This is a genomic window from Lysobacter stagni, assembly GCF_030053425.1.
Lineage (GTDB): Bacteria > Pseudomonadota > Gammaproteobacteria > Xanthomonadales > Xanthomonadaceae > Lysobacter_J > Lysobacter_J stagni.
On record NZ_JASGBI010000001.1, the window covers coordinates 3,425,516 to 3,438,080 of the forward strand.

Annotated in this window: 11 protein-coding genes; 2 read left to right on the forward strand and 9 right to left on the reverse strand. The window is 68.5% G+C overall.

All coding sequences use genetic code 11. The features are described from left to right. Positions 1-29: 29 nt before the first annotated feature. The 5 genes from alaS to QLQ15_RS15945 all read right to left on the reverse strand — a co-directional run bounded on the left by alaS (position 30) and on the right by QLQ15_RS15945 (position 5,910). Entirely contained in the window at positions 30-2,663 is a 2,634-nt protein-coding gene (gene alaS / locus QLQ15_RS15925) for an alanine--tRNA ligase (RefSeq protein WP_283213732.1), read from the reverse strand. Positions 2,664-2,928: 265 nt separating this feature from the next. Further along, entirely contained in the window at positions 2,929-3,435 is a 507-nt protein-coding gene (gene recX / locus QLQ15_RS15930) for a recombination regulator RecX (protein ID WP_283213733.1), read from the reverse strand. A gap of 18 nt (positions 3,436-3,453) precedes the next feature. Further along, the gene (gene recA / locus QLQ15_RS15935; RefSeq protein WP_283213734.1) at positions 3,454-4,491 is read right to left on the reverse strand and encodes a recombinase RecA; all 1,038 of its coding nucleotides are present in this window, start codon (positions 4,489-4,491) and stop codon (positions 3,454-3,456) included. Positions 4,492-4,694: 203 nt separating this feature from the next. Further along, on the reverse strand, positions 4,695-5,351 hold the full coding sequence (gene lexA, locus QLQ15_RS15940; RefSeq protein WP_283213735.1) for a transcriptional repressor LexA: 657 nt from the start codon (positions 5,349-5,351) through the stop codon (positions 4,695-4,697). Between the two features lie 58 nt (positions 5,352-5,409). Continuing rightward, a complete protein-coding gene (locus QLQ15_RS15945) occupies positions 5,410-5,910 on the reverse strand; it encodes a CinA family protein (protein WP_283213736.1) in 501 nt (166 codons plus the stop codon). A 213-nt stretch (positions 5,911-6,123) separates the two neighbouring features. Between QLQ15_RS15945 and QLQ15_RS15950 the strand changes: the two genes are divergently transcribed. After that, positions 6,124-6,624, forward strand: coding sequence for a hypothetical protein (locus tag QLQ15_RS15950; protein WP_283213737.1), 501 nt, complete (start codon positions 6,124-6,126; stop codon positions 6,622-6,624). Positions 6,625-6,634: 10 nt separating this feature from the next. Here QLQ15_RS15950 and QLQ15_RS15955 read toward each other — a convergent pair whose 3' ends face one another. The 4 genes from QLQ15_RS15955 to QLQ15_RS15970 form a co-directional block, all read right to left on the reverse strand. After that, complete coding sequence (locus QLQ15_RS15955) at positions 6,635-7,291, reverse strand: hypothetical protein (RefSeq protein WP_283213738.1); 657 nt, start codon at positions 7,289-7,291, stop codon at positions 6,635-6,637. Between the two features lie 24 nt (positions 7,292-7,315). Next, complete coding sequence (locus tag QLQ15_RS15960; RefSeq protein ID WP_283214043.1) at positions 7,316-7,807, reverse strand: RNA polymerase sigma factor; 492 nt, start codon at positions 7,805-7,807, stop codon at positions 7,316-7,318. A 96-nt stretch (positions 7,808-7,903) separates the two neighbouring features. Continuing rightward, positions 7,904-8,449: a response regulator transcription factor gene (locus QLQ15_RS15965; protein ID WP_283213739.1), complete on the reverse strand. Its 546-nt coding sequence runs from the start codon at positions 8,447-8,449 to the stop codon at positions 7,904-7,906. Next, entirely contained in the window at positions 8,446-9,666 is a 1,221-nt protein-coding gene (locus tag QLQ15_RS15970) for an ATP-binding protein (protein WP_283213740.1), read from the reverse strand. Before QLQ15_RS15970 ends, QLQ15_RS15965 begins: the two co-directional genes overlap by 4 nt. A 113-nt stretch (positions 9,667-9,779) precedes the next feature. Here QLQ15_RS15970 and mutS point away from each other — a divergent pair, with 113 nt between their 5' ends. Continuing rightward, positions 9,780-12,356, forward strand: a complete 2,577-nt coding sequence (gene mutS, locus QLQ15_RS15975; protein WP_432277825.1) for a DNA mismatch repair protein MutS — start codon at positions 9,780-9,782, stop codon at positions 12,354-12,356. Positions 12,357-12,565 lie beyond the last annotated feature (209 nt).

Here is a 12,565-nt window from a genome sequence, read left to right on the forward strand (position 1 = left end):
CGCAACCGCAAAGGGTCAACGTTCACCATTCAGACAAGCTTGTTTGCCACCCAACCGGCCACTCCTGCGAGTGCCTGGACCAGGGCCGGGCCGTCGTCGCCGCCGCCCTGGGCCATGTCGGGGCGACCACCGCCCTTGCCGTTGATCTGACCGGCAACGTGCGCGAGGAGTTCCCCCGCCTTCACCTTGCCGGCCGCATTACCGTTCACGCCGGCCACCAGGGCCGCCTTTCCGTCGCTCGTCCCTGCCAGGACGATGACGGCATCACCGAGCTGCTGCTTGAGGCGGTCGACCGCATCCCGCAGCGCCTTGGCGTCGAAACCCTCCAGCCGCGTCGCCACGACCTTCACGCCGCCGACATCGACGGCCGCGCCGGCGAGGTCGGACGTGGCACCGGAAGCGGCCTTGGCCTTCAGCGACTCCAGCTCGCGCTCCAGCTTCTTCTGTCGGTCCAGCAGGCCGCGCAGCTTGTCGGCAATGTCGCCGGCATTGCCGCCTAGCAGGCGCGCGGCCTCGTCCAGGCGGTGTTCTTCCTCGGCCACGTGGTCGAGGGCGCCCTGCCCGGTCAGCGCCTCGATGCGGCGCACGCCAGCGGACACACCGCCTTCGGACAGGATCTTGAACAAACCGATGTCACCGGTACGCGAAACGTGGGTGCCACCGCAAAGTTCCGTCGAGGCTTCGCCCATGCGCAGCACGCGGACGCGGTCGCCGTACTTCTCGCCGAACAGCGCCATCGCGCCGAAGTCCAGCGCCTCCTGCATGCCCATGTGGTGCACCTCGGCCGCATGGTTGTTGCGGACCTCTGCATTCACACGACGCTCGATCTCGGCCAGCTCGCCCGCGCCGACGGGCGCGAAATGCGAGAAGTCGAAGCGCAGGCGGTCCGGAGCGACCAGCGAACCCTTCTGGGTGACGTGGTCGCCCAGGACCTCGCGCAACGCGGCATGCAACAGGTGCGTGGCGGAATGATTGAGCACGGTGGCGGCGCGGCGGGCACCGTCCACGCTCGCACGCACGCGGTCGCCGCGCTTGAGCGAGCCACTGGCTAGGGTGCCCACGTGACCGTGGAACTGGCCGGCGAACTTCAACGTGTCGCGCACCGCAAAACGCGCGGCGCCCGCTTCCAGGTCACCGGTATCGCCAACCTGACCACCGCTTTCGGCGTAGAACGGGGTGCGATCGAGAATGACAGCGGCTTGCTCGCCCGCTTCGATGCGGTCGACCGCGCGCCCATCCTTGAGCAGGGCGATGACTTCGAGGCCGTCGTCCACCAGCTGCTCGTAACCGAGGAACTGGGTCGGCGGGAGTTGCGCGGCCAGTTCCGCCGGCATCGTCGTGGCATTGCCGAACTTGCCTGCCGCGCGCGCGGTTTCGCGCTGCTGCTCCATCGCGGCATCGAAACCTTCCATGTCCACCGACAGGCCGCGCTCGCGCGCGATGTCGGCGGTCAGGTCGACCGGGAAGCCGTAGGTGTCGTACAGGCGGAACGCATCGGCGCCGGGAATCGTGGTGTTCGAGCGGCCGGCAACCTCGTCGAAGATGCGCATGCCGGCATCGAGCGTCTCGGCGAAACGCTCCTCTTCGGCCAGCAGCGCGCGCTCGACGAACTCGCGCTTGGCGGTGAGTTCGGGATACGCATCGCCCATCACTTCGACCAGCGGCGCGACCATGCGATGGAAGAACGGCCCCTTCTGGCCGAGCATCCAGCCGTGACGCAGCGCGCGGCGGATGATGCGGCGCAGGACGTAGCCACGACCCTCGTTGCTCGGCAGCACGCCGTCGACGATGAGGAAGGCGCAGGCGCGGATGTGGTCGGCGATGACGCGCAGCGACTTGTTGTCCAGATCGGTGGTGGCGGTGAACTGCGCGGCCTTCGCGATCAGGTGGCGGAACAGGTCGATCTCGTAGTTGCCGTGCACGCCCTGCAGCACCGCTGCGAGGCGCTCCAGGCCCATGCCCGTGTCGACGCACGGCGCCGGCAGAGGCACGAGCGTGCCGTCGGGCTGGCGGTCGAACTGCATGAAGACGAGGTTCCAGATCTCGATGAAACGATCGCCGTCCTCGTCCGGCGAACCCGGAGGACCGCCGGCGATGTGCGCGCCGTGGTCGTAGAAGATCTCGGTGCACGGGCCGCAGGGGCCGGTGTCGGCCATCTGCCAGAAGTTGTCCGAGGCGAACGGCGCGCCCTTGTTGTCGCCGATGCGGACGATGCGCTCGGCGGGCACGCCCATGCGCTTGTTCCAGATCTCGTAGGCCTCGTCATCGGTGTGATAGACGGTGACGGTGAGGCGTTCGGCCGGCAGGCCCCAGACCTTGGTCAGCAGTTCCCAGGCCCACGCGATGGCGTCTTCCTTGAAGTAGTCGCCGAAGGACCAGTTGCCCAGCATCTCGAAGAAGGTGTGATGGCGCGCCGTGTAACCGACCTGGTCCAGGTCGTTGTGCTTGCCGCCGGCACGCAGGCAGCGCTGCACGTCGGCCGCGCGCACGTAGCCCGGCTTCTCGCTGCCGAGAAACACGTTCTTGAACTGCACCATGCCCGAGTTGGTGAACAGCAGCGTCGGGTCGTTGGCCGGCACCAGCGGTGCCGAGGGCACGATGGTGTGGGCCTTGCTGCGGAAGAATTCGAGGAAATCGCTTCGGATTTCGGTAGTGGTTTTCATGCCTGTCGCGCGAAGTCGATGACGGGGCCGGAGTACGCGGACCGGCCCATGCCCTCACGATGGGGGCGTCGACAGGAGCAGGCAACCCAAGCCCGAAAGCCGGCTAGCGTAGCAGGACCGCAGGGCCCTTGCTCGCACCGCGGCAGCTCGTTCAGGACCGTCGCAAAGCCTTGCGCGCTGGGGCGAAGGGATGCGTCGCACCGGCGTGCCACGGTCGCGAACACGCGCGGTGAATTGCTCCGCCTGAAGGCCGGGGCGCGGGGCTTCAGTCGTCGGGGTCGAAACGGGTCGCCGCGCGGACGCAGGCTGCGTCGAAGCCGCGGCGGATCAGGAAATCGGCCGCCTTGCGCTGGAGGGCGAGATCGTCAGGCACCGCGGGGCCGAAGCGGCGGCGAACCAGATCGCGGGCGGTTTCGGCCCAGTCGCCCTCGAACGTATCCATGGCACGGGCGATGGCCTCGCGGTCGAGGCCATGAGTGGCCAGCTCGGCCCGGATGCGGATCGGGCCATGGCCGCCAGCCGCGCGGCTGCGGACCAGGCTTTCGGCAAAGCGGGTGTCGTCCTGCCAGCCCTCGCCCGCCAGCCGGTCCACGGCGGCCTGCACCTCGACGGCGTCCAGGCCCCGCGAGGTCAGTTTGCGGTTGAGTTCCTTGCGCGAGTGCTCGCGACGGGCCAGCAGCCCCAATGCCCGTTGCTCCGGGGTCTGCTCGCGCGTGCGGCGGCGGCCCGAACCGCCACCGGCGCCTTCGCCGGTGGTCGGGTCGTCATGCATCGCGCAGGGCCCCGGTCATCAGTCGTCCTGACCTTCGCCGTCGCCCTCGCTACGCGAGGCTTCCTGCGGCACGAACTTTTCGCGCAGCGCCGCCTCAAGCTTCACGGCCACCTGCGGGTTGTCCTTCAGGTACTGGCGGGCGTTCTCCTTGCCCTGGCCGATGCGCTCGCCGTCGTAGCCGTACCAGGCGCCCGACTTCTCGACCAGCTTGGCCTCCACGCCCATATCAATGAGCTCGCCTTCGCGCGAGATGCCCTCGCCGTACAGGATCTCGGTGACGACCTGCTTGAACGGAGGCGCCATCTTGTTCTTGACCACCTTGATGCGGGTCTGGTTGCCGATGATCTCGTCGCCCTTCTTGATCGAGCCGATACGGCGGATATCCAGGCGCACCGAGGCGTAGAACTTGAGCGCGTTGCCGCCCGTGGTGGTTTCCGGGCTCTGGCCCGGCATCATCACGCCGATCTTCATGCGCAGCTGGTTGATGAAGATCACCAGACAGTTGGAGCGCTTGATGTTGCCGGTCAGCTTACGCAGCGCCTGGCTCATCAGGCGGGCCTGCAGGCCCGGCAGCTGGTCGCCCATCTCGCCTTCGATCTCGGCCTTAGGCGTGAGCGCGGCGACCGAGTCGACCACGACCATGTCGACGGCGGCCGATCGCACCAGCATGTCGGCGATTTCCAGCGCCTGCTCGCCCGTGTCGGGCTGGCTGACCAGCAGGTCGTCGACGTTGACGCCCAGCTTGCCGGCGTAGATGGGGTCGAGCGCGTGCTCGGCGTCGATGAAGGCGCAGGTGCCGCCCAGCTTCTGGCATTCGGCGATGGCCTGCAGCGTGAGCGTGGTCTTGCCCGAAGACTCAGGACCGTAGATTTCCACGACGCGGCCCTTGGGCAGGCCGCCGATACCCAGCGCGATGTCGAGCATCAACGAGCCCGTCCCGATGACCTCCGCGGCCTCGATCGTGCGATCGCCCATGCGCATCACCGAGCCCTTGCCGAACTGCTTCTCGATCTGGCCCAGTGCCGCCGAAAGGGCGCGCTTCTTGTTCTCGTCCATCGTGGGTTTTCCTTGTCAGTAGCGTGGAAGTCGTTGCGTGGAGGCAATCTAGCCGGCGCGTATCGCACGGGTTGAGACGCGTGCGTCGCGACTGCGAACGTGATGCCTGGAGTGCATGCCGGCCATGAGGGGTGCCCGGAGCAGGGTGTCGGGGAAACCCGCAACACCCTGCTCCGGAACGCCACTGACGCCGGTCGGAAGATTCATCGGTTGGGCCTTACCAGACCGCAGTACAGGCCTTCGATGGCGAAGTCCTGATCCGGCTCCACCTCGATCGGGGCGTAATCCGGGTTGCGCGGCAGCAGGCGGATGCGGTCCTTGCCAATCTTCAGCAGCTTGACGGTGATCTCGTCGTCGATGCGGGCGACCACGATCTGGCCCGAGCGCGCATCGCGCGTGCGGTGCACGCCGATGAGATCGCCATTGAAGATGCCCTCGTCGCGCATGGAGTCGCCCTTCACCTTGAGCAGGTAGTCGGGCGTGGGCGAGAAGAACACACGGTCCAGGAGGACGAAATCGTCCGAGCCGATGTCGGCGCCGATCGGGCGACCTGCCGCCACCTGGCCCAGCACGGGCAGGCGCAGCGCATGGCCGGAAGCGTCGGCAGCCTCGACCGGCCGCACGGGGACTTCCCCGGCCACGCCGTCCGGAACGGCGCACAGACGGATGGCGCGGGCGCGGCCAGGCATGCGCTGGATGGCGCCGGCCTGCTCCAGGGCCTCCAGGTGGTATTGGGCGGCCCGGACACTGCTGAACCCCATGGCTCGCGCGATCTCGGTCTGCGAAGGCGGCACGCCCTCGGCCTCGATGCGGTCGGCGATCAGGGCGAGGATGGCGCGCTGGGTATCGGTGATGTCCATTAGTAGCAATACTACTAACGAACTTTCCGGGCCGTCAACCCGACGGTGATGGCCCCGATCAGGCCATCAGTTCGGCCAGACCATGCAACGCGGCGGCGACGGTCTGGCGGCGCACGGCATCGCGGTCGCCGTCGAAATGGAAGGTCACGGCCGTGGGGTAACCGCCGCGGCGCTTCCAGGCGAGCCACACCGTGCCGACCGGCTTGTCCTCGGTGCCACCGCCCGGGCCGGCGATGCCGGTGACCGCCACGGCCAGCGTGGCGCCCGAATGCACCAGCGCACCGGAGACCATCTCGATCACCGTCTCGCGACTCACCGCACCGTGCTGTTCCAGCGTCTGCGGACGCACACCCAGTAGCGCCTGCTTGGCTTCGTAGCTGTAGGCCGCCATGCCGCACTCGAACCAGTTCGACGAACCGGGGATGTCGGTGAGCATCTTGGCGATCCAGCCGCCGGTGCAGCTTTCGGCGGTGACCAGGGTCTGGCGATGGGCGCGGGCGGCTTCGGCCACCTGCTCGGCAAGGCGCAGCAGGGCGGCATCGGTGACGTCGTTCTTCATGCGCGAACTATAGCCGGTCGCGGCGACGCCCCCGAAAACACGCGGCGTGCCCTGCCAGGGCGACGGGCACATGCCTGAATCCTCCAAATTCCCGACCACGCACCCCATGACCGCGACCGCCGTCACGTCGCAGGGCCGCGGTCCGCCGGACGGCCATTGCGCACGGCGCCGCGCATGGCAAGCTCCGCGCGTCGTCCTGACGCGGTCACCGCCATGCCCCGCATCGTCGCTGTCCTCGTTGTGCTGTGCCTGCTGATCCCTGCGCGTGCCGATGCCCAGCGCGTGCTGGGCTACCGCTGCGACACTGCCGCCGACCGGCTCGTCGTCTACTACCGCAATGCGGACGACATCGGCGAATCCGCGCACGCCACCGAAGGCAACATCGAATGGGACACGGCCGACCTCATCGCCTCGATGGCGGACGAGGACCACATCGGCGAGCTGACGACCGTGACAGGCACCTGCGCGCTGGCGCATGCGACCTACGCGATCCGCCTGGGCCCTACGCCCGGCAACTTCAACGTGCAGGGCCGCTGCGGCGCGGTGATCACGGGTTGGGCCGAGGTGTCGCGCGGCAACGAGGCAGTGCTCGCGCATCACGAGATGGAAGGCGACTGCCACGACACCACCACACCGATCACCACGAACATCGTGATCGCCAAGGACCGCCCGCCCGTCGTCACCGCCGTCCCCGCTGACGTGTTCTTCCACTAGCCGGCGGACATCAGTCGCTTCCGAAACGCCTCACATCGTCCAGCGCCGCCTGCGCGCGCCGCAGGCTGCTCGCCGCGGCGGTATCGCGCATGAAGCGGGCCAGCCGGGAATCCGGCGCACGCTGCGCGAGGTAGTGGAGCAACCACGTCCCGAGCATTCCCACCACACCGACAGCCAGGCTCCACGCGATCCACGCGGGCGTCGGCCCGGACGACAGCGGCCGGCCCGCGCCGGCGAAGGCAACGACCACCAGCACCCAGGCGACCCACCACGGCAGGCCGCAGGCGATGCCGTTGAGCGTGTGGAAGCGTTGCAGTTGCGCCATCTGCGTCTGGATGCGCAGCACCGGCGCGGTGTAGTCGATGCGAGCCATCAGCCCCAGCGTGATGGCCGCCGCCACCAGCGTCACGACGCCGAAGGCGTGCACGACCACACCCACCGCGAACAAGCCGGCCACGCCGAGGTTCTGTTTCCAGCAGGCCACGCCGAGCACGATCAAACCCACGCCCAGCAGGACCTGCAGCACCTGCCCCCAGAACAGCGGGCGCAGCAGTCCGCGCGTGCGGTCCAGCTTCTTTTCGCGCACCAGCTCCATCTGCACACGCCCCTGCTCGGCCAGTTGCGTTTCCATTGCCTGCCAGGCGGCTTTCAGTTCGTCGTTGTCCATGATCGTCTCCATGCGGGAGATGCCTCAGAGTTCGTTGTGGATGCGCTGCTTCAACCGGCCGATCTTGGTGGCGACGTTGCTCACGCTGATACCGAGGATGTCGGCGATCTGCGCATGCGGGCGATCCTCCAGGTACAGCAGCAACAGCGCGCGGTTGAGCGGCTCCTGCCGGTGGATGAAACGGCGCAGCGCGCCCACCTGCTGTTGCAATTCCAGGCTCGCCGCGGCGGAGTCGAGCGGCTCGTGCAGGCGTTCGTCCAACGGTACGGTCCGCGCGTCCTGGCGGCGCGCACGGAGCGAGGAGATCGCCACGTTCAGCGCGATGCGATACATCCAGGTGGAGAAGCTGCGCGCGGGGTCGTAACGCGGGAAGGCGCGCCACAGTTGCGTGGCGATTTCCTGCGCCAGGTCGGCGCGGTCTTCCGGATGCCAGGCATAGCCGTGCGCCACCTTCAGCACGATGCCGCGGTGCGCTTCCAGCAACTGGCCGAATTGCGTCTGCCTGTCGAAATCCATGGTGGCGGCGTGCTCCACGTCCGTCTCCGATTGTGTGTCGGATGGGTGTTTCGCACGAGGGCGGGAATCATCACATCCGCCCCGCCGGGACGGCGCCTACGGACGCTCGCGGACCGGGCGCTTGGCCAGTCGACGCTGAAGCGTGCGCCGGTCCAGCCCCAGCACGCGCGCCGCAGCGGACACGTTGCCACCGCAATCGGCCAGCACGCGCTGCATGTGTTCCCACTGCTGGCGCCGCAGCGGGACAGCCGTCTGCGGGGGCTCGGCCGGCACGGCCGTGTCCGGCGGCTCGGAGAACGCCTGCGCGAGCGTGTCGATATCGAACGGCTTGGGCAGGTAGTTCCAGGCGCCGCGGCGGATCGCATCCACCGCGGTGGCGATGCTGGCGAACCCGGTCGCCAGCACGATGCGCGCCTGCGGGCGGCGCGCCGCCAGCTCGTGGATCAGCGCCAGGCCATTGTCGGAACCGAGCTTGAGGTCCAGCAGCACGCCATCGGGGGCGAACTCGTTCATCGCGCGCAGCGCATCGGCGGCGTTGTGCGCCACCTGCGTGGCAACGCCACGGCGATGCAGGTGGCGGACCAGGATCGCGCAGAACGCCACGTCGTCGTCGACCAGCAGCATCCGTGCAGGCAGGCTCATGCGCCCTCCCGCGCCAACGGCAGTTCCACTTCGGTCACGCATCCCCCGCCTTCACGCGGGTACTGACGCACCAGGCCGCCACTGCGTTCGACACTGGCGTTGGAAATCAGCAGTCCGATGCCGAGCCCCGACCGGGGTTCGTCGAGTGCGGCCGGTGGGCTGTGCCTCGGACCGGGCCCGCGGTCGGCAATGGCGATCAACACAGTGTTGCCCTGCAGGCGTACGGTGACCTCCATCGGGTCCGGCGTACCGGTCGCCTCGTTGGCATCGGCGGCGTTGTTGAGCAGGTTGATCAACGCCTGCGGCAGCCCCGGATCGACGCGCACCATGACCGGATCGGCCTCGTCGCGCAGGCGCACCTGCACGCCGGGACGCAGCAGGCGCCAGCGCTCGATGCAGTCCCAGGCAAGTTCCGCGGCCGACTCCAGCGTGGTCTCGCCCAGCGCACCGCGGCGTGCGAGATCGCCCAGCGCGCGCACGTGGTTGCGGCAATGCATCAGCTGCTCGCGCATCATCGCCAGGTCCTCGCGGCCGGGCGCGTGGTCGGACGCGCTCCAGTCGTCGAGCAGCAGCCCCATGGTCGTCAGCGGCGTGTTGAGTTCGTGCGCCGTGCCCGCCGCCAATGTGCCCAGCGCGAGCAGCGATTCATCGCGCATCGCCCGCTCGCGCGCGGCGGCGAGCCGGCGGCGCTGGTCGCGCACGATGGCCATGAAGCGTCCCAGCACGACGGTCATGATCGTCGCGCTGAGCAGGAAGTTGACCCACATGCCGGTCACGTGGAGCTGGAAATCCTGCCCATGCGCATGCGGCAACGGGATGTGGTGTCCCAGCAACCAGGTGTACAGGGCGGCGGTGAGTACGGTCAGCGCGGCCATCGGCCCGATCCGCAACGCGCCGGCGGCCAGCGCTACGGGCACCAGATACAGCGATACGAACGGGTTGGCCGGCCCGCCGGAGAAGTACAGCAGCGCGGTCAGCGCCGCCTGGTCCACCACCAGTTGCAGCGACAGGGCCCATGGCCCGCCCTCGCCGTGCCGGCGCACCCACAGGTGGATGCACAGGTTGAACGCCAGCAGCGCCAGTGGAATGCCGACCAGCGGACGCAACGGGATCGCCAGGCCCAGGCGCTGGCTGACGAAGGCCACGGCGAGCAGTTGCCCCGCGACGGCCAGGTAGCGCAGATAGACGAGGAGTTGGATCAAGGCGGCGGCGAGCACGGAAACGGTTGGGCCGCAACCGGGCCAGAAGGGCCGCCGGCTGCTAGCCTATCGATTATCGCATCGCCGGCCACGACGCCGGCGCCACCATTCGCAGCGCAGATCCACGATCCATGAGTCCAGCCGACCGGCCGCAAGAGCACACGCCCCTGATGAAGCAGTTTTTCGCCGCCAAGGCGGAGCATCCGGATGTGCTGCTGTTCTTCCGCATGGGCGACTTCTACGAGCTGTTCTTCGACGACGCCCGCAAGGCGGCGCGGCTGCTCGACATCACCCTGACCCAGCGCGGCCAGTCCGCCGGCCAGCCGATCCCCATGGCAGGCGTGCCGCACCATGCCGCCGAGGGCTACCTCGCACGGCTGGTGGCGCTGGGCGAATCGGTGGCGATCTGCGAACAGATCGGCGACCCCGCGCTGGCCAAGGGCATCGTCGAGCGCAAGGTGGTGCGCATCGTCACTCCCGGCACGGTGACCGACGAGGCCCTGCTGAACGAGCGCCGCGACACGCTCCTGCTGGCGATCGCGCGCGGAAAGAATGGCTACGGCCTGGCCTGGGCCGACCTGGCCGGCGGCCGCTTCCTGGTCAATGAAGTGGCGACCGAGGACGCCCTGGAAGCCGAACTGGCCCGCCTGGAACCGGCCGAGACGCTGGTGGCCGACGAAGACGGATGGGCGGCATTCGTCGCCGAACGCACCGGCCTGCGCCGTCGCGCGCCGTGGCTGTTCGATGCCGACAGCGGCCGCCGCCAGCTGCTGCGCTTCTTCAACCTGCACGACCTGTCCGGCTTCGGGCTGGAAGACAAACCGTTGTCGATCGCCGCCGCCGCGGCGCTGCTGGGCTATGTCGAGGAAACGCAGAAGCAGCGCCTGCCGCATCTGACCTCGATTTCGGTCGAATCCGGCGACGGCGCCATCGCGATGAACGCGGCCACGCGTCGCCATCTGGAACTGGACAGCCGCCTGGACGGCGACAACCGCCACACGTTGCTGGGCATCCTCGATTCCACCGTCACGCCGATGGGCGGTCGCCTGCTGCGCCGCTGGCTGCACCGCCCACTGCGCGAGCGCGGGGTGCTACGCCATCGGCAGCAGGCGGTGGCGACGCTGATCGATTCGCGCGCGGGCGACGACCTGCGCGAACGCTTCCGCGCCCTGGGCGATCTGGAACGCATCCTCTCGCGCATCGCGCTGCGCAGCGCTCGCCCGCGCGACCTGTCCACGTTGCGCGACGGCCTGGGCATGCTGCCCGACGTGCGCGCCACGCTGGCGCCACTGGATTCACCGTGCCTGTCCGCGCTGGCCGCGGAGCTGGGCGAACACGACGAACACGCGCACCTGCTGAAGGCGGCGATCGTGCAGCAGCCGCCGGTGCTGGCGCGCGACGGCGGCATCTTCGCCGAAGGCTACGACGCCGAACTCGATGAACTTCGCCTGCTCTCGACCAATGCCGACCAGTTCCTCGTCGACCTGGAAGCACGCGAGAAAGCCGCCACCGGCATCGCGACGCTGAAGGTCGGCTACAACCGCGTGCACGGTTATTACATCGAGATCAACAAGGGCCAGAGCGACAGGGCCCCCACGCACTACACCCGCCGCCAGACGCTGACCGGCGCCGAACGCTACATCACCGAGGAACTCAAGCAGTTCGAGGACAAGGTGCTGTCGGCGCGCGAACGTTCGCTCTCGCGCGAACGGCTGCTCTACGAACAGCTGCTGGATGTTCTGAACGAACGGCTGGAAGCGCTCAAGCGCTGCGCCGCCGCGCTGAGCGAGCTGGACGTGCTGACCTGCTTCGCCGAACGCGCGCAGGCGCTGGACTGGGCGCAGCCCGAACTCACCGACGAACCGGGCCTGCGCATCGAACGCGGACGCCATCCCGTGGTGGAAGCGGTGCGCAGCGATCCGTTCGAACCCAACGACCTGGTGCTGGACGAGAACCGGCGCATGCTGGTCATCACCGGCCCGAACATGGGCGGTAAATCGACCTACATGCGCCAGAACGCGCTGATCGTGCTGCTGGCGCACATCGGCAGCTTCGTGCCCGCCTCGCGCGCCCGCATCGGCCCCACCGACCGCATCCTCACGCGCATCGGCGCGGGCGACGACCTCGCGCGCGGCCAGTCCACCTTCATGGTCGAGATGAGCGAGACCAGCTACATCCTGCACCACGCGACCAGCCAGTCGCTGGTGCTGATGGACGAGATCGGCCGCGGCACCTCCACCTACGACGGCCTTGCGCTGGCCGAAGCCTGTGCGCGCCATCTCGCCCACCACAACCGTGCGTACACGTTGTTCGCCACGCACTACTTCGAACTCACCACGCTGGCCGAACCGGGCAGCGGCATCGCCAACGTGCACCTGGACGCCGTCGAACACGGCGACCAGCTGGTCTTCATGCATGCCGTCAAGGACGGCCCGGCCGATCGCAGCTTCGGCCTGCAGGTGGCGGCGCTGGCGGGCCTGCCGAAATCCGTGGTGCAACAGGCACGCGGGCGACTGGCGGAACTGGAACAGCAGAGCCGCGACGCGCCCGTGCCGTCGATGGCGCCGGTCGCGCTGGATTCGCCGCAGCAGTTCGGCCTGTTCGCGCCCTCCTCCGCCGCGCTCGACGCGCTGGCCTCGATCGATCCCGACGACCTGACGCCGAAGCAGGCGCTGGAAGCGCTGTACCGCATCAAGGCCCTCTCCTGATCCGCTGACCTGCCGCGGCTACGCTGCCCACTCCAGGGGAAGGCTCATGAGGTTGCTGTGTTCCACAGCACGGGCTGAGCCGCCCGCTTCCATCGCGTGCCCGTTGGCGGAGCCGTCCGGCTCCGCCGTTTCCTGTGGCCGAACCCCCGGTTCGTTAGCTTTTTGTTGGATTTCGCCGGCCCTCTATAGCCTGCACGAATCGATCCATT